The following is an 18,238-nucleotide window of genomic DNA, read 5'->3' on the forward strand; positions in this document are numbered from 1 at the left end:
AAGGCGCTTGAGAGAACTATGTTGAAGGAACTCGGCAAATTGCACGCGTAACTTCGGAAGAAGCGTGACCCCATAGTAGGCAACTATTGTGGGGTGGCACAGACCAGGGGGTAGCGACTGTTTATCAAAAACACAGGGCTCTGCGAAGTCGCAAGACGACGTATAGGGTCTGACGCCTGCCCGGTGCTGGAAGGTTAAGAGGAGAGGTGCAAGCTTTGAATCGAAGCCCCAGTAAACGGCGGCCGTAACTATAACGGTCCTAAGGTAGCGAAATTCCTTGTCGGGTAAGTTCCGACCTGCACGAATGGCGTAACGACTTCCCCGCTGTCTCCAACATAGACTCAGTGAAATTGAATTCCCCGTGAAGATGCGGGGTTCCTGCGGTCAGACGGAAAGACCCCGTGCACCTTTACTATAGCTTTACACTGGCATTCGTGTCGGCATGTGTAGGATAGGTGGTAGGCTTTGAAGCAGGGACGCCAGTTTCTGTGGAGCCATCCTTGAAATACCACCCTTATCGTCATGGATGTCTAACCGCGGCCCGTTATCCGGGTCCGGGACAGTGTATGGTGGGTAGTTTGACTGGGGCGGTCGCCTCCGAAAGAGTAACGGAGGCGCGCGATGGTGGGCTCAGACCGGTCGGAAATCGGTCGTCGAGTGCAATGGCATAAGCCCGCCTGACTGCGAGACTGACAAGTCGAGCAGAGACGAAAGTCGGTCATAGTGATCCGGTGGTCCCGCGTGGAAGGGCCATCGCTCAACGGATAAAAGGTACGCCGGGGATAACAGGCTGATGACCCCCAAGAGTCCATATCGACGGGGTTGTTTGGCACCTCGATGTCGGCTCATCGCATCCTGGGGCTGGAGCAGGTCCCAAGGGTTTGGCTGTTCGCCAATTAAAGCGGTACGTGAGCTGGGTTCAGAACGTCGTGAGACAGTTCGGTCCCTATCTGCCGTGGGTGTAGGAATATTGACAGGATCTGTCCCTAGTACGAGAGGACCGGGATGGACATATCTCTGGTGGACCTGTTGTCCTGCCAAGGGCATAGCAGGGTAGCTATATATGGACGGGATAACCGCTGAAGGCATCTAAGCGGGAAACCCACCTGGAAACGAGTATTCCCTATCAGAGCCGTGGAAGACGACCACGTTGATAGGCCGGGTGTGGAAGTGCGGCAACGCATGAAGCTTACCGGTACTAATAGCTCGATTGGCTTGATCGTTCTCATTGACTATGCTCATCGAACAAAGTTCGATAAGCCTGACCTTTTGTCCTCACGCGCCATAGGCGCTGCGGACGGCGCGCCGGACAACCGGCGACGCGCTTTGCGCTTGCGGCCTTCTGGCCGAAGGTGCCTCGCGAAAGGTAAGACGTGTTCAAATAAAAGGATGTGAAAACATCCACCAGCTTCTCAACACAAGTTGCGCTTCGCTGACCTGGTGGTCATGGCGGGGTGGCTGCACCCGTTCCCTTTCCGAACACGGCCGTGAAACGCCCCAGCGCCTATGGTACTTCGTCTTAAGACGCGGGAGAGTCGGTCGCTGCCAGGTCTGCAAAACGCAACTCGTGTAAATCTTCTCTTTACGAAACTTACGGCCCAAAGCCGATCAAAGGGCCGCTCGCAAAGCGGCCTTTTGTGTTTGGGGCCACAGGAACACGAGACAAATTGCAAAGCGATTTACGCAGACGATATTTTGCCAGAGGCAAAAATCGGTCGGTATTTTGCCAATAGGCAAAAACCTGGACGGACGACGCTAGCGTCGCCTGGATAACGCGGGGTGGAGCAGCCCGGTAGCTCGTCAGGCTCATAACCTGAAGGCCGCAGGTTCAAATCCTGCCCCCGCAACCAAACTCTTTCCGAAGATCAAAACGAAAAAGCCCTCCATATCGGAGGGCTTTCGTATGTCTGCACCAGCGCTCGCATCGTCGGGCTCCGTGCAATTCCTTCTCCCCGAAATACCGAAGTCCGCTATCGCAGGCGCTAAGACTCATCTTCGATGGCCATCCCAGCGCCTCGCTCCCAAAGTACCGCCATAACCGCAAGGGTCTACGCAGCGAATGCAGCAATGCCGCAACACAAAACCACAAGCCCGCCGCAAAGCGGGTTGTTTTATTGTTGCGAGAAGCGGCGACGCCCATCGTCTCCAGCCACCGCAGCCCGCCACAACGCCGGAATTTATCTGATCCTCGGAAAAACCACAGCTAGCCGGAATAAATCGGCAGCGCCGTTGTCAACGTTCATGAAACTGCTCTGCAAAACAAGGAGCCCGCATGAATATCTTTCCCCGAAAAAGATCCCTTCCGTTGGCGGCATCGATCTTGGTGATCTTGTCCGTTTCCGCGTTTGCGGACGATTCAGCATCGCATGAACGCAGCTCCTCCGCGATTACCGACGAGACCCCGTTTCTGTCGGAAAATGACGCCGCCATGGCGAAGATGATGAACGACATGGCGGTCAGGCCGACGGGCGACGTCAACAGGGATTTCGTCGAGATGATGATCCCTCATCATCAAGGGGCGATCGATATGGCGCAGACCTACCTGCGCTACGGTAGCAATGAGCAACTCAAGCGCATTGCCCAGGAAATCATCGTCGATCAGCAGCAGGAAATTGCTGCGATGCGGCTGGCTCTCGGCGATCCTCTTCCGCCTTCGGATCCGGCGCCAACTCAAGTTTCCCCGCAAAACCCCGTCCTCTCCGGCGCCGGCATGTCGATGATGCCGGATATGGATCCGAATATGAAAATGGGCAACTGAAAGGACCCTGTCATGAAGTCTAGCCTTCTTGCCCTCAGCCTTCTTGCCGGCACGATGCTGGTGCCCTCAGTGAGCTTCGCCGGCCAGGCGCCGGGTGCGGCCTCCGATCCGGATATCCCGATCAGCAGCAGGGATCGCGTCTATGCTGCAGAACAGTTCTCCAATACGGTTTCAGTCACTGATCCTTCCACAAACAAACTGCTCGGCGTCATCCGTCTCGGCGATCCGCAGCCGGGCAATCTGAGCCCGCTCTATCGGGGGCAGGTCCTGGTCCATGGCATGGGTTTTTCGCCGGACCACAAAACGCTGGCCGTCGTTTCGATCGGCTCGAATTCGGTGACTTTCATCGACACGGCCACGAATACGGTAAAGCACACCACCTATGTGGGCCGCTCGCCGCATGAGGCATTCTTTACACCCGATGGCAACGAAGTCTGGGTCACCGTTCGCGGAGAGGATTACATCTCCGTCATCGATGCGCATACCTATGAGGAGAAGATGCAGATCAAGGTGCCGGCTGGTCCGGGCATGCAGATCTTCTCGCCGGACGGCAGGTACGGTTACATCTGCTCCTCGTTCAACCCTGAGACCGTAGTCGTTTCCGTCGCCGATCACCAGATCGTCGGCCACATCAAGCAGGAAAGCCCTTTCTGCCCCAATATTGCGGCAACGCCTGACGGCAAACAGGTCTGGTTCACCCTGAAGGATACCGGCAAGACACAAGTCTTCAACGCCGAAGCACCCTTTGATCTCATAAAGACGATCGATACCGGGCCGATCACCAATCATGTCAACATCGTTCACAATGCCAATGGCGACTTTGCCTATGTTTCCGTCGGCGGACTCAATCAGGTGAAGGTCTATCGCACGGATAACTTCCAACAGGTCGCGGCAATTCCTGTCGGCAATCTTCCACACGGCGTCTGGCCATCAGGCGATGGCACGCGCGTCTATGTGGGTCTCGAAAATGCCGATGCGCTTGCAGCAATCGACACACTGACAAACAAGGTAATCGCGACGATACCGATCGGCCAGGCGCCGCAGGCTGTCAATTATGTCCCCGATGCAGTCCCTGAGGGCGATGGCATGCGGAATCTCCAGCCGCTCGGCATCGCCGGCCAGGTAGCGCATCTTACCCTGCACGCACCGAAGACAAAGCAGGATGGCGCTGCACCAACGAGTATTTCTCTTTTCGACCAAGGTTTGTCACAGGTGCTGCAGGCATCCGTGACCGGCCTGGAGGCCAAGAAACCCTATACCCTCGCACTCTCCACGCGGGCTGACGGTTCTGGCGATCTTCAACCCTTGGCGTCATTCATGACAAACCCGGCCGGTTCGGCGATCGTCAATGCCGTTGGCCCCATCCGGCAGATCGTCCAGAGCAGCGAGAAGGCCGAGCGCCGCTATCTCGTCATTGCCGCGGCGGGAGATAAAGGGTCCGGCGAAGTCGTCCAGATCGAAGCGAAGTAGATCTCTTCCGCCCGCCGCCTGTGATAGGGTGGCGGGCGGAAGCTCCTGAAGGTAAGCCTCATGAGTGACATTCTGCAGCTTGTCGAACCGATGATCCCGGCGCTTCGCCGGTACGCCCGCGGATTGCTCAAGGATGCAACGGCAGCCGACGATCTCGTTCAGGATTGCCTGGAGCGGGTTATTGCCCATTGGCATCATCGCCGAAACGAAGATCCGCGCACCTGGATTTTCGCTATCCTCCACAATCTCGCGGTCAACCGGTTGAAGCAGAACGCACGCCGTGGCGAACATCTGCCCTTCGAGAAGGTGGATGAAAGTGCCTTTGCCCGGCAACCGACGCAGGAAGATAATCTGCTGCGTCGCGATATCATTCAAGCGCTGGAGAAACTTCCTGAGGAGCAGCGCAGCGTCCTGCTGCTGGTATCGGTCGAGGATCTGTCCTATTCGCAGACAGCGGAAGTTCTGGCTATCCCGATCGGCACCGTCATGTCGCGCCTGTCGCGGGCGCGTGAGCGGCTACGGCAGATATTGGAGAACTCGGGGCAGGCAACACAGGGGCCAGCCGCCCATCTTCGGAGAATAAAATGAGCGTAAAACCGATCACCGAGGATGATCTTCACGGTTTTGTGGACGGTGCACTGGACGAGGCGCGTGAAGCCGAAGTTTCCGTCTATCTTGAAACCCATCCCGAAATCGCTGCGCGAATCGACAGCTATGGCAGGCAGCGGCTTGATTTGCGGGCTGCGCTCAACTCTGTCGCGGAAGAGCCAATCCCGAGCCGGCTGAACCTGAGCCACCTGCTGGAGGTGCCCAAGCAAGGCCGGCTGCCCTTCTGGCGTATCGCGGCCGCCGCAGTCGTTCTTCTCGTCGCCGGCGGTTCCGGTGGCTGGATGCTGCATGGCATGTACCGGCAGCCAAACGAGGGCATGGTAGCGCTGGCTGATGAAGCTGCCAACAGCTTCGCCACTTACGCGCCCGACAGGGTGAGGCCGGTCGAGCTCCGTGCCGACAATATGGCCGAACTCGTCGACTGGGCAACGGAGCGCATGGGCCGCAAGCCGGTGCTGCCGGATCTTTCCAAGTCGGGCTATCGTCTGATGGGCGGCAGGATGATCTCGACGTCGCATGGTGCCGGATTGATGCTGATGTATGATGATGATCGGGGAACGCGTCTCGTCATGCTGACGCGGCCAATGCTCGCCGATCAGAACAAACCCATGGCGCAGCATGCGCGGGGCAATGTTGAGGGCTGGAGCTGGGCGTCCGGCGGCATGGGGTACAGCCTCGTCGGCGCCCTGCCGGCCGATACCTTGCATCCGCTCGCCGATGATATCAGGCACCAGACCGAAACCGGTGCCTGAGCCCTGTCACGCCTCAAGCATGTCGCGTGAAAGTGTGCAGCGATTTTGCGGTAACCACATGCGGAAAACAAAGACTTTAGTGCATGCGGGGGCGGCGTTTCTCGCCGCCGCGCCTTCCAGGCAATCCCATCATGCCTTCAGGAATCTGTTCGTCGGCTGCCAATGCCGCATTATGCTGGCGTAGACGCTCAAGCGCCACGCAAGCAAGCTCGGTATAGGGAATGGCAGCCGGATCGTCGGTATGGATATCCTGGATCGCCGCGAGGACCGTCTCGGCTTGCGTAAGGCGGCGTGTTGCGATGAGGGCGATACCTTCCTTGTAGCGGGCCTGCACCACATGGGGCGCCTGCTCGCCGATGCGACGGAAAGTTACGGCTGCATCCTCATAGAGTTTCAGCGCCAATTGCGTATCTCCAAGGCGAAGTGCAATCGGCAGCGGCTCGGCGGTGCGCTCCAGCAGCGACTGATAGGCGGCAAGGGCTTCGGTCAGCTTTCCTCGGTCGAAGAGCAGGTTGGCGAGGCCAAATTCGGCACCCACATGGCCCGGCGAGGATTGCAGAACCTGGGCGAAGACGATCTCGGCTTTTCCCTTCTCACCCTTTCGATACATTTCGAGTGCCTGCTCGTAGACATATTTGATGCTGCGAGGATGCAGAACGCCGCCGAGATTGCGTCCGTCGCGGGTCCTGAAGAGCGTGTAGCTGATCCGCCGCTCGTCAGCGCCGAAAACATATTTGTAAGATTCGTTTCCACGCAGGAAATCATAGAACCGGAAGCCGTCTTCGATCGCCCGGCGGATGCAGTATCCATGCAGAACCAGACCGGGAGACGGAGTTTTCCAGTTCTCGTCACGACCGGTGATATAGAAAAGGATCGTCTTTTTCGGTTGGTCGATGATATTGGCGAGGGCGCCGAGCGGCTGCTCGCCGAACCAGAAGACCGGGACGTCGAGCGTGCCGCTCTTGAAGCAGTCCATCAGCATTTCGCGGGTAGAATTGATGAGCCGCTCCGTCCGCTCCGGTCCTTTGCGCTCCGTCCATCGCGTGCGCCAGAAGTCAAAGAGAATGGTGAGGTCGCGGTCAATGGTCTCAGGCGTTGCCATCGTGATCCGGTAACCTTCGTCGCCATCGAGCTTGCGCAGAAAGCGGCGCAGCTTCTGGCGCGTCTGACTGCTCATCTTCTGCTCCAGATAGTCGTCCCAGCTTGCAGGCAACGAGACGACCGGGCAGATCGTATTGTCGATATTGTCATGGCTGGTGGGCGCGTTGTCGCGAAACATGACGAGCGGCCCCTGCAGCGCCAGGATCATCTTCTCCCGCCGCTCCGGCGGCCCGCTGAAATGCTCCAGCCTGAGATGAGTCCAGTTCTGCTGTTTGAGATAAGCGGTAAAGCCGGTGATGGCTTTTTGCTCGTAACCGGGCATGATGATGAGGCCGGTATAGTCAGCCGAATAATTCCCACCCATGACGATTTCATCGTAGAAAAGCCCACACTGCTCATCGAGTTTCGTGAGCAATCTCAGCGGCAAAAAGGCGACATAGGGAGCATTCGGCTCCCGCTCGCGCAGCGCCAGCACGAACCAGCGGCCGCGGTGCCCAAGAAAGTCTCTGAGCCATGCCCAGGAGAGGAAATGTTGGGCGTCTGGATCATCCCGATAGACCTGATCCCAATTGTCGCGAACGGCGTCAAAACCGGCGATGGTATCAATGACATCGATGCGCATGCCCCCTCCCAATACTCCATACCTAATTCGGGAAATTCCAGTCTAATGGGAAACATCGATCTTCAAATAAACCGTCCGGGTGATTCCCTGAGACGAAATCGGATTAGCCCAAAGCAGCCGTTCTCGGCCGACAATACTAGAGCGCGACAATCCGTGGACTTGCATGGATGAAAGCCCAGAGTGCCTTGCTGATATTGACGATCTCGCCAATCGATTTTTCCAGAAGCTCCAATTCCCGGTCATCCATCTGTTCGATCTTTCCGTAGCGGATTTCCTTATCGTCCTCGACCAGGCGCATGAGTTGCGTGCTGGAGATTTCACCCTTCTCGTCGAAGGAATAGATGCAGTGATTGTATTTGTTGCGCATCTTCGATTCCTTCTTCAGGCGCGACATGGCTGAAAGAACGGCTTTGCGGTCCGCAGCCGACGTCGAAGGAAGCTTTGCGAGACGCTCGACGAGATCTATGCGCGCGCGTGTCGTATTAAGCGTCAGGAAGACCACGATCGCCGCCTCCTTCTCCACCTTGAGAAGGTGGGCGATAATATAGATCAGCAGGCTTTCTGTATTCGTCCAGACATAGTTTAACCGACCAACATTCAATAAGACATCTGACATGGCCGGCATGCTGAATTCCTTCGGTTCAACTCTAATAATACATGAACTATATCAGATTATTTCGATAAATGCTTCGACCATTTCTGCGCTTAACGCTCCTTGAACGCGCGTGACATGCTGTCGGCGATCGGCTTGCTCAGATATTCGAAGAACGTGCGCTCCGAACTCTGGATCAGCACTTCAGCAGGCATGCCGGGAACCGGATGGAAGTTGTGAACGCGGGCAATTTCCGAGTCCGGGATCTGTACGCGCACGATGTACACGTCCTTCACGGACAGGCCGGCATTTTCCTCAATGGAGTCGGCCGAAACATAGAAGACCTTGCCTTCCAAAACCGGCGTGGTGCGCCTGTTGAGGGCAGTCAGGCGGATTGCCGCCGTCTGCCCTTCGTGAAGCTGATCGATGGAGGTACGCAATACCTGCGCCTCCAAGATCAGCGGCACGTGGGCCGGCAGAATTTCCATGATCGGTTTTCCGGTGGTGATGACGCCGCCGGCGGTGTGGTAGTAGGAGCGCACAACCGTACCAGTCACTGGCGAACGGATGACCGTACGCTCCAGAACGCCAGCAGCTTCGTGCAGCTGTTGACGCACGCTGTCGAGGTCGGATTCGGCGGTCTCCAGGGCGTCAAGCGCTGCCTGCTTGTTGGAGTTGACGGCGATGACCGCTTCCTGACGGAATTTGGCGATTTCCGCCTCGCTCTCGTTGAGCTCTCCGTTCAGGCGCGAAATATCGCCCATCGCATCGGCAATGGCGCGCTCGATGGCCAGAAGGTCGGTCCTGCGCATATAGCCGACCTTGACGAGCCGTTCCTTGGAGTCCCGCTCATCCGAGAGCAGCGCCAGTTGCCGTTCGAAGGACTCTCGCTGGCCCTTGTAACCTTCGAAGCGGTATTCCAGCGACTTGATGTTCTTTTCGATAAGGTTGAGCTGCTCCTCGAGTTTGACCTGCTTGCTTCGGAAGACGATGTTCTGGCTCTGGATGATGGCGTTGATATCGGGGTCACTCGCCTCTGCCATGACGATGTCAGGAAGCTTGAACTCACGCGATCCCTGTGCTTCGGCCCTCAGGCGTCCAACAACTGCTTCCAGACGCAGCCGCCTCAGCGTCAGCATTCGCTCGTTGGTCAGGGCGGCTGTTTGGTCGAGGGTCACCAGGACGTCGCCCTCCTTGACGCTTTCGCCTTCGCTGACGAGCATTTCCTTGATGATGCCGCCTTCAAGGTGTTGGACGACCTTGTTGTTGCCGGTCGCCACGAAGCTGCCCTGGGCGATGATGGCGGAGGCAAGTGGCGCGGTTGCCCCCCAATATCCGAAGCCGCCGAACGAGCAGAAAAGGACCGCCAGGCCGACAAAGCTGTGCAAACGGATGGAGCGCGGCACGTCGCCATACCACTCGAGCTGCACCGGGCCGGTCGATTCCTGCTTCTTCTTTCCCATGGCCTTTATCCTTCGATACGCGGTGACTGTTGGCCAGCTCGGCCATTGCCCTTGGATATTGCCTGCAGGACTTCCATTCGCTCGCCGAACATGGCGACCGTGCCGTCCTTGAGCACCATGATCTTGTCTACGCACTGCAGAAGCGCAGGGCGTTGAGTGATCGTAACTGTCGTGATTCCCTGTTTCTTGGCATGGATCAGCGCTTTTGCGAGCGCGGCTTCGCCCTGGGTGTCGAGATTGGAATTGGGCTCGTCGAGCACGACGAATTTGGGATCACCGAAGAAGGCGCGCGCCAGTGCGATGCGCTGCTTCTGGCCACCCGAAAGCGGCGCGCCATCGGACGCGACGACGGTCTCATAGCCCTGTGGGAAACTGGCGATCAGCTCATGCACGTCGGCAAGGACGGCGGCCTCATAGATCTGCCGGTCTTCGACGTCATCGCGCATGCGGCAGATATTGGCCTTGATGGTGCCTGGGAAGAGCTGCACATCCTGCGGCAGATAGCCGATGCTTTCGCCGAACTGCCGCTGGTCCCAATTGCGAAGATCCATGAGGTCGAGGCGCACATTGCCGGAGGTCGGCAGGATCGAGCCCACCAGCATTTTGCCGAGTGTCGTCTTGCCGGAACCGGAATTGCCGATGATCGCCAGCGATTCACCTTTCCTCAGAGAGAAGGAGATGCCGTTCAGGATCACCTTCTTCTGCGGCGGCGGAACGAAGAGGATCCGCTCCACATCGAGCCTGCCTTCCGGATTGGGAAGGCGCAGCCGCGGAAAGTTGAGCGGCGAGGTCAGCAGCAGGTTCTTGATGCGGCCATAGGCTGCGGCCGATCGGTTGAACTGATGCCAGCCTTCGATTGCTCCTTCAATCGGCGCCAGCGCACGGCCGGAAATGATCGAGGCTGCGATGACCATACCGCCCGTCAGCTCTCCGGACAACGACAGATGCGCGCCCCAGCCGAGAAGCCCGACCTGCGTGATCATGCGGCAGGCCTTGGAAATGCCGGTGAAGATGATGTTGCGGTCCTGCGCCTGGACGTGGGATTTCAGCGAGCCGGCGGTTTCCCGGCCCCACATCTTCACCGCTTCGGGGATCATCGCGAGCGCGTTGATGATCTGCGAATTCCGCGACATGGAATCGAGATGGAAATTCGCGCGGCTGAGATAGCTGTTGGATTCGGCGAACTGTTTGGCCGTGAACTTCTGGTTCAGGAAAGCGATCACAAACAGCACCGCGCAGCAGACCATAATGATGATGCCGAGATGCGGATGCACCAGGTAGACGACGATCACGAAGAGCGGCATCAGCGGCGCGTCAAGGAAAGCAATCAGCGTTCCTGAAGTCAAAAAGCTGCGGAGGGACTGAAGGTCCTGCAGGATCTGGTAATCCTTGCCGCTCCCATGCAGCGAGGCGCGAGCGGCCGCACTGAGGATCGGTGCGCCCAGCTGGACTTCCAGTTCCACGGCAGTCCGCATCAGGATGAAGCGCCGGACAGAATCCAGGAAGGCCTGTAAGAGGACAGCGCCCACCACCACGATGGAAAGCATCACCAACGTGTCAATGGAGCGGCTGGTCAGGACACGGTCGGAAATCTGGAAGAGGTAGAGCGGGATCGCCAGCAGGAGCACGTTGATCGCGATCGTGAAGACCATCACGATGGCGAGATTGCGCCTGATAACCGCGATGCCTCGCGCAAGGCTCAAAGCGAAATTCACCGGCTCGCTGCGCTTGTGGAAGCCGCTGTTTCCGCCGCCGCCCCCGCCGCCCCCGCCGCCGAAATCCGGTTCCTTGCCGCCCCCGCCGCCGTCGCCTGTGCGCAGGCGGCGCTCATTTTCCTTCACCGGACCGGTGTCGCCATCGATCGTCTTGGCAAAGGGAATATCCGGCTTGGCCTTGAGCTCGTCGGTTTCACCGGGCATCCGCCGGGCCTCGATGACGGGCGCCGCCATCAGTTCTTCAGCCGGCTGCGGCTTTGTTTCCGGCTCCACGACATTGACGACGGGTATGTCATGGCCGGAAAGCTGCCTTGTAGGTTGTTCGGTCGGCATCACGGTTTGCACGTCATCCACCTTCTCTTCAGCGACAGCCTCGACTTCATGGGGATAGGAAGACACTTTGCGCGTCAGCTGGCGAAGATGGTCCACCGCATCGTCGATCGCCGAAACGCAGGCCTCCGTCAGAAAATCCTGAGGATTTGCCGCCGTAGAGGATGGCTTTTCGCCACGCAGATCGATCGCGCTGCCATTTGCAAAAATCTGTTTTGAAATCTGATTCATCGCGGTCTCTCCCAAGATACGCAGGTCACGCGACCACGGCTTGCATTACATCCGAGGGGTGAGCAGAGGACCATGAAAGATCATGCCCGCCGTTGATGATGCCATCGCCGCTGTCCGCGCCTTGGGGGCTATCGTCATCGAGAAAGGCGATGACTTCATTGGCAAGCCTTTCGCCTGCCGTTTCGGGCTGGGTGGCATCGTGTTCTATGATCCCGCCCTGGATGAGAATGGCGTCGGAATAGAGCTGACCGGCAACATAGGTGGTGTTGCCGAAGCTGTCGTAATCGACGATTTCAGCGATATTGGCGACGGTGTTGCTGCCCGTATCGATCGTGATCACGGCGTCCTGGTTGTTCTTCAGAAGCTCGGCTGCGGCCTGGGTCACGTCGTCGGAATCTCCGAGCACCGCGACCTGCTTGATGATCGTCATGTCGTAGAGATTGCCTGTGATGTAGAGAACATTCACGCCGACATAGCCCTGGAAATTGGAATCGGTGGACAAGCCCTCGGGCATTGTCGGATCACGCTCCTGGATTCCCTTCTCTGCCTCGTGCATATAGTCGGGCATGGTCTCGAAGCGGTCGTTGGTTCCAACATTGTGGATCGCCGCAAGATTCCAGATGAGATTGTTGCCGGATTGGATGGTGGCACCATCGTCTATACCGTCTTCGGCGCGGGCCCAGTCGTTGTCGTAGAGAAGCGAAATCTGCGTGATGCTATTGATATCGTAGACATTTCCGCCGACGATCACCAGGTCGTACTGCAGGCCCATTTGGAAGAAGGACGAGAAATTCAGCGTCGTATTTCCGCCCGTCAGAACCGTCGCTTCCGACCCGCTCGTCATGACGGTCATGGTGTCGTTGTCGGTCACGAAATGATACTGTTCGATCCAGCTCACGAAGGAGACGTCGCCCTCGATAACGCTGACACGCCAGGCCATCGGAAAGATGGGGTCGCCATGTGCATCGACCGTCGTCTGCGGTTGTGTTGATTGGAAACTGTCCCGTTCGAAGCTTGCAATATTGTAGGCGGTGACGCCGGCTGCATCGGCAGAGGAATGGAATACCGAGGCGATGCTGTCATTGTCGCTGTAGACATAGACCTGGGTGATCGCATCGACCTGGTGATAGTCGCCCATGACGGCCGTCACGGAAGAGATCACTGCCGTGTTGACGACGGAGGCAATGTTGGCGACGAGGTTTGCGCCCGCGGTGACCTCCAGGCTGTTTCCAGCCGGGTCATGCTGTTCGACGGATGTCTGGGTTTCGTCGGGTTCTTCAGGCAGTTTGGCAATCCCCCGATCCGGCAGCAGGTCGTCGAGCGCCGGAATTTCGGAAACGTGCTTGCCGTTCATATAGGCTCCGGTGATCTCGTCACCCGCCAGCACGAAATCATGTGCCTGATCGTTTGGATTGTCTGCCGGCGGCTCGCCCGTTCCGATCGATGTCTGGCCGGAATCCCTTACTCCCTGGATGTAGGTTTCCATATCCCCGGCGATCTGCTTGACCCCCTCCAGGGTGTCGGTCCGATGCAGGTCGGAAAAGGGAGAGAAAATCTCGGCCTTGGCGCTGAATTCAGCCAGTTTCTCAACTACGAAACTCGTATCGCGCGGGGCATGATTGCCACCGGTCATATCGAGATAATCGTCGTCGTAGAGAATGTTGACCTGTGTGGTGAAGCGGATCACCGAGCCCGGGCCGTCGAAAACCTGCAGCTCTTCTTCGGTTTCGATATCGATGTCCTGTGGACTGCCGAACCGGGGCAGCGACGACACATCGCGGTGGGCAATCTCGGAGAGCTTTTCGATGCTTTCCTCAAAGGGGCGGCCGAAGCGGCGGGCGCCTCCATAAACGATCTCATAGCTGACGCTTCTGTAGTTGACATCAGGATCGTAGTCCTGGAGCGCGAGATCGGAGGCGAAGGCGGGCGTATTGGCGACCAGATCGTCAAGCGCCGGATTATTTTCGGCAGGGCCTGTACCCTCCGTCAGCCCCGCACGCAGCCTCATCTCATCGGTCGTCGTTTCGAATATGCCGATGAAATGGGCGATGATTTCTGAGAATTTCTCGATTTGCATTGCCTTGGCCTCCCTTATCGAAGAGACGACCGGCCATGCGACATCCTTCTGCGGGAGCCGCGCTGTTCGTCAATTCGCACGCAAGCATTCAAACTGCACCGGCCGAAGCCGGTGCAGCCCTTTCTTGTCTTGGAGGTTAGTGCCCACTTGTATCTTCGCCGACATCGGAAACATGTGAGTTGCCGCCGATGACACTGGAGTCCACAGCGTTGCTGAGCATGTTCGCGCCCTGAACGAGCTCCATATGGAAGCCCGAATTGGCAAGAATTGCCGAAGCATCTGCCGTGGAAGTGCCTGTGACGTCGTCACCTGCCTTGAGATCCCAGCCCTTGCTGTCCATATCCATGCCGTCAGCACCGTGCGCTGTGCCGGCATTCGCACTCAGGTGGTTCTGAGCGCCGCCGTTCTCCATCGTGATGTTCCAGGCCTGATCCTGGTCTGCGAGATGGTTTGCCTGGACAGTGCTGAAGACTGAGTCGGCGCCTTCGCCGGACAGTGAACCGTTGAGGATATTGTCGATATTGAGGGTGAAGGAGAAGTCATCCCCGATGTCGAAGGTGAGGTCGTGGCCGGCTACGCCGAGGTTCCCGAAGTCCTTGACATCATCAATAACGGCGAAGTCCGTGTCCGTCTTGTTGAAGCTGTCGCTCGTATTGTGGCTGTTGGTGGTCGTCTTGGTGTCGGTATCCGTGACCGTCTTGATGTCGGTGTCGATATCCGTCTTGGTGGTCGTGTCGTTATCGGTGATCGTCTTGATGTCAACGTCGTCGTCGCTGTACGACTTGGCGTCATAGCTCCAGTCGTAGTCCGACTTCGTGGTGGTGGTTGTGTCATTATCGTTGATGGTGGTCGTCTTGGTGTTCGTGTCGTCGTCCGACTTGTAGCTCCAGTCGTAGTCGTTGTCGCGGTTGTCGCCGTTGTCGGTCTTCACGTCGAGATCGACGTTAGCCTTGACGTCAACGTCCGTGCTGTTGTCGGTGTTGTTGCGATTGTCACCATTGGCGATGCCGCCGACGTAACCTGTGGAATCATCATCGATTTCGGTTGAATTGATAGCGCTGGAAAGGCCATCGGCCAGGGCGCCCACCTTGACGGTGTCGTCGTCTGAGCCCTGTGGACCGGGCTTCGGATCATAAGGCATTACGTTTCCTCCAGAAAAAAAACTGGAGCAGCTTTCGAAGTCCCTCTCATCTCAAATGGGATCTTTGCTCGCGCTTGCTCCAATGTGTTAACATCGGCAGATGGACTCGATACCTTTTCACCTGCAGCTTCATCGCGATTTGTTGGCCAAATTCTGTATTGGGATTGTGCCTATTCAGTACAAAGACGCACAAATCCGGTCCCGGACTCGATATGAGCGCGAGCAAGGCAGTCGAACTTCTTTTTGAGTTCCCTCGAAAGAAGACCAAGTATCAAAAACACATGCTGATACTTGATTTTCATGTCGCCACTTTGGCAACCCTTACAGATTGATGGAAAAAACTGGGTCCCGATAGATATCAATTCGGGCTAAGGCATCTGAAGTCCAGCTCAATACTCCAGTTAAGCCAATACCGGATCGCGGGCTCGGAGAAGGCTGTGTGCGAATTCGGGACCGTGTCCCGTGCCTCGGAATTCGGAGGGTTCGACTGATTGCGATATCGCTAAGTTAAGTTCGAAAGGTTCTCCGTCTTATTTTGAAATATCGTCTGCCCATTACCACGTTGGTTTTGTATGTCTCGAACTAATACATGCTGCTTTATACCGTGATCTAGTTGAAATACCGCCCACTAGTATGTTTCTTGTCGGAAATGCAACCATAAAGTGGCAAAAAATAAATATAACTTTGTGACAACTAACCCATTTGGGCCATTTCTTTCCTTTGAAATCCATATTACCATAATTAAGAAATGCCTAAAAGATAAGGCGGCCACATGCCTAGGGGCAATGTTCGTCGGCATGTAATACCCGCCATCGCGCCAATGGGAGTAGAAGCTCCGAGTTTGAGTATAGTGTAGCGCTAGGGGAGGCGTATATGTTCATGGTTGGGTCGGAAGTAGGAGATTCGGATCAGGCAAGAAGACTGAGCCCGAATGGAGAAACAGTCCTGGTAATCGCCAAGGCGGACTTGTTCTCCGAGTGCATGGTTGAGGCACTGGCAAAGAAATTCCCGAATTTTGATGTCGTAAGCGTATCGAGCGCGCAGTCCATATCCGAGAAGGATATTCACGACATGCGGCTTGTCCTGTTCTATCATGTCGCCGGCGCCGAGTTGCACGATGCGCTGCAGGTCGTTCGTGAAAACCGTCCGGACGCATCCATCGGCCTTGTCGTCGAAGCTATCGATATGATGGAGCCCTATATCAGCCGTCTTGTCGAGGCGCGTGTCGTCGATGGCGTCCTGCCGCTCAATCTGCGTCTGGATGTCTTCATGGCGGCAATCGATCTGCTGATGAAGGGCGGCGAACATTTTCCATCCGCGCTTCTGGGTCGTCTGTCCAACCGGGCAACGGCGCAGCTCGAGCCCTCGCTGTACCAGACGAAGTCCGTCGACGCAGCGCGCGCCAATGCGCTGAAGCTTCGCCGCAACAGCATGGCGGCTCTGACCACGCGCGAGGTACAGATTCTCGACCTCATCTGTAAGGGCACGCAGAACAAGATCATCGCCGACAAGCTTCACCTGTCCGAAAACACGGTGAAGGTTCACGTCCGCAATATCTATAAGAAGATGAATGTGAGAAATCGCACTGAAGCGGCCTCACGTTTCTTCAACGATACGTCGGACAGTGGCGATCTCTCTGGCAGGTGGCCGCACTAGGCCATCAATCCATCCGGGACGAGCGGGCAAAGCAGCGTGATTTCTGGCCGAAACCGCTCGGCGAACAGATGTAAGGCGCGGAACCGGGATAGACCGCGGCGCTCACTTTAGCCGAAGCGGTCTTCGGTTCGGCAGCATAGGCGAAGTCCTTCGCGGTATGTGGCACGCTTGCCACAACGACATTCTTCTCCGTGCTTCCCACGATCGCGGTATCGACGACCGCACATGAGATCGGTCCGATGGCCGAGAGAACGATCGTCGCAGCCAAAGCTAGGGAGCTGAAGCTGCATGGCGCTCTGCCATGTATGCGATCATGAGTCGTCATTAAAAAACCCTCTCTATCATCAGGGCAATAGCGACGCGCCCTCGCACACCAGTGGCTGGCCACTCCTTATATTGGCTTCATTGACTGAAGCTGGAGCGGCCGGACAGAAAGCATGGCACGATAGTCATTGAGAGGGATTAATCAAGCAAATTCCGAAGTTTAATACTATAGCTATTTAGAATTGCTCCCGTGTTTTGAAGTTGACCTTCACTGATATCCTCTTATCATTTTGAGCATAGGTACAATTATCCGAAGAATAACCGAGCCGGTTATTTCATAGATACCACTTCGCGTTGAAGTTATCGAGGCGGATCAAGAGGGAGCCTAAAGTATAGAAGGGTCTATGAAGACCACACGACATGGGAAGGAATTTGTAGTGCGTAGTATTCCCACCGAAGGATATTCAGGATCTGCATTCGCATCGCCACGCCAGCAGTCAAAAACCGTGCTGGTCAACGGAGGCGCCGGTTTCCTGGGTTCCCATCTTTGCGAGCGACTTCTCGAGCGCGGCCATCAGGTCATCTGTCTCGACAATTTCTACACTGGCCGCCACGTCAATATCGAGCATCTGCTGCAGAATGCCCGTTTTCGGCTTTTGGAACATGACGTGCGCCAGCCTTATGACGTCGAGGCTTCCGTCATCTTCAACTTTGCTTCGCCAGCCTCGCCGCCGGACTATCAGCGTGATCCCGTCGGCACCTTGCTGACCAATGTGCTTGGAGCCGTCAATACGCTCGATGCAGCCCGCCGCAGCGGCGCAACGGTCGTCCAATCCTCGACTTCGGAAGTCTATGGGGATCCGCACGAGAATCCGCAGCGCGAAACCTATTTCGGCAATGTCAATCCGATCGGCCCGCGCGGCTGCTACGACGAGGGCAAGCGGTCAGCCGAGACCTTGTTTTTCGATTATCACCGCAAGTATGGGGTCGATATAAAGGTTGGCCGGATCTTCAATACCTATGGCCCGCGTATGCGCCTTGATGATGGACGCGTCGTATCCAACTTCATCGTCCAGGCGCTCTCCAACACCGACATAACGATCTACGGTGATGGCCGGCAGACCCGCTCCTTCTGCTATGTCGACGATCTCGTCGGTGGTTTCCTGCGTTTCGCCGATGCCGGCGAACACTGCGTCGGTCCGATCAATCTCGGCAATCCGGCGGAGATCACTGTGCGGGATCTGGCGGAAATCGTCATTGATCTGACCAATTCGCGCTCGCGCATCATTTATCTGCCGGCCGTGGCAGACGATCCGCAGCAGCGCCGTCCGGATATTTCCAGAGCCAGAGAAGAGCTGAACTGGTGGCCGACGACGGAGCTGAAGACCGGGCTGAAGCGTACGATAGCCTATTTCGATGCGCTGCTTGCCCGCAAGGAAGTGGTGGAGGCCGTATGA

General features: G+C 56.9%; 13 protein-coding genes, 1 tRNA gene and 2 rRNA genes (1 of these 16 running past the window's edge). 9 read left to right on the forward strand and 7 right to left on the reverse strand.

Annotation, left to right across the window (positions count from 1 at the left end):
• The 7 genes from AB8B33_RS22655 to AB8B33_RS22685 all read left to right on the forward strand — a co-directional run.
• Nucleotides 1-1,223: ribosomal RNA gene (locus AB8B33_RS22655) — 23S ribosomal RNA — on the forward strand (it extends 1,664 nt beyond the left edge of the window).
• A gap of 213 nt (nt 1,224-1,436) precedes the next feature.
• Nucleotides 1,437-1,551 (forward strand): 5S ribosomal RNA (gene rrf / locus AB8B33_RS22660).
• A gap of 222 nt (nt 1,552-1,773) precedes the next feature.
• Nucleotides 1,774-1,850 (forward strand) — tRNA-Met (locus AB8B33_RS22665).
• A 422-nt stretch (nt 1,851-2,272) separates the two neighbouring features.
• Entirely contained in the window at nt 2,273-2,758 is a 486-nt protein-coding gene (locus AB8B33_RS22670; protein WP_439016952.1) for a DUF305 domain-containing protein, read from the forward strand.
• 12 nt (nt 2,759-2,770) lie between these two features.
• A complete protein-coding gene (locus AB8B33_RS22675; RefSeq protein WP_439016953.1) occupies nt 2,771-4,228 on the forward strand; it encodes a YncE family protein in 1,458 nt (485 codons plus the stop codon).
• A gap of 60 nt (nt 4,229-4,288) precedes the next feature.
• Entirely contained in the window at nt 4,289-4,816 is a 528-nt protein-coding gene (locus AB8B33_RS22680) for an RNA polymerase sigma factor (RefSeq protein ID WP_439016954.1), read from the forward strand.
• Nucleotides 4,813-5,589 (forward strand): anti-sigma factor family protein, encoded by a 777-nt coding sequence (locus AB8B33_RS22685; protein WP_439016955.1) that lies wholly within the window; start codon nt 4,813-4,815, stop codon nt 5,587-5,589. The genes AB8B33_RS22680 and AB8B33_RS22685 overlap by 4 nt, the downstream gene beginning before the upstream one ends.
• Before the next feature lie 76 nt (nt 5,590-5,665).
• Here the strand turns inward: AB8B33_RS22685 and AB8B33_RS22690 are convergent, their stop codons facing one another.
• The 6 genes from AB8B33_RS22690 to AB8B33_RS22715 all read right to left on the reverse strand — a co-directional run bounded on the left by AB8B33_RS22690 (nt 5,666) and on the right by AB8B33_RS22715 (nt 14,861).
• The gene (locus AB8B33_RS22690; protein ID WP_439016956.1) at nt 5,666-7,312 is read right to left on the reverse strand and encodes a GNAT family N-acetyltransferase; all 1,647 of its coding nucleotides are present in this window, start codon (nt 7,310-7,312) and stop codon (nt 5,666-5,668) included.
• 136 nt (nt 7,313-7,448) lie between these two features.
• On the reverse strand, nt 7,449-7,937 hold the full coding sequence (locus AB8B33_RS22695; RefSeq protein WP_439016957.1) for a hypothetical protein: 489 nt from the start codon (nt 7,935-7,937) through the stop codon (nt 7,449-7,451).
• 80 nt (nt 7,938-8,017) lie between these two features.
• On the reverse strand, nt 8,018-9,367 hold the full coding sequence (locus AB8B33_RS22700; protein ID WP_439016958.1) for an HlyD family type I secretion periplasmic adaptor subunit: 1,350 nt from the start codon (nt 9,365-9,367) through the stop codon (nt 8,018-8,020).
• Nucleotides 9,368-9,372: 5 nt separating this feature from the next.
• The gene (locus tag AB8B33_RS22705; RefSeq protein ID WP_439016959.1) at nt 9,373-11,643 is read right to left on the reverse strand and encodes a type I secretion system permease/ATPase; all 2,271 of its coding nucleotides are present in this window, start codon (nt 11,641-11,643) and stop codon (nt 9,373-9,375) included.
• Between the two features lie 25 nt (nt 11,644-11,668).
• Complete coding sequence (locus tag AB8B33_RS22710) at nt 11,669-13,720, reverse strand: hypothetical protein (protein WP_439016960.1); 2,052 nt, start codon at nt 13,718-13,720, stop codon at nt 11,669-11,671.
• A 136-nt stretch (nt 13,721-13,856) separates the two neighbouring features.
• Entirely contained in the window at nt 13,857-14,861 is a 1,005-nt protein-coding gene (locus AB8B33_RS22715; protein WP_439016961.1) for a fibrinogen-binding protein, read from the reverse strand.
• Between the two features lie 873 nt (nt 14,862-15,734).
• Between AB8B33_RS22715 and AB8B33_RS22720 the strand changes: the two genes are divergently transcribed.
• The gene (locus AB8B33_RS22720; RefSeq protein ID WP_007818235.1) at nt 15,735-16,517 is read left to right on the forward strand and encodes a helix-turn-helix transcriptional regulator; all 783 of its coding nucleotides are present in this window, start codon (nt 15,735-15,737) and stop codon (nt 16,515-16,517) included.
• A 4-nt stretch (nt 16,518-16,521) separates the two neighbouring features.
• On the opposite strand, the gene AB8B33_RS22725 is transcribed toward AB8B33_RS22720, so the two are convergent.
• Nucleotides 16,522-16,842 (reverse strand): hypothetical protein, encoded by a 321-nt coding sequence (locus AB8B33_RS22725; protein WP_439016962.1) that lies wholly within the window; start codon nt 16,840-16,842, stop codon nt 16,522-16,524.
• A 376-nt stretch (nt 16,843-17,218) separates the two neighbouring features.
• On the opposite strand from AB8B33_RS22725, the gene AB8B33_RS22730 reads away from it, so the two are divergent.
• The gene (locus AB8B33_RS22730; RefSeq protein ID WP_439016963.1) at nt 17,219-18,238 is read left to right on the forward strand and encodes a UDP-glucuronic acid decarboxylase family protein; all 1,020 of its coding nucleotides are present in this window, start codon (nt 17,219-17,221) and stop codon (nt 18,236-18,238) included.

Origin of the sequence: Rhizobium sp. 768_B6_N1_8 (assembly GCF_051811225.1) — a bacterium.
Lineage (GTDB): Bacteria > Pseudomonadota > Alphaproteobacteria > Rhizobiales > Rhizobiaceae > Rhizobium.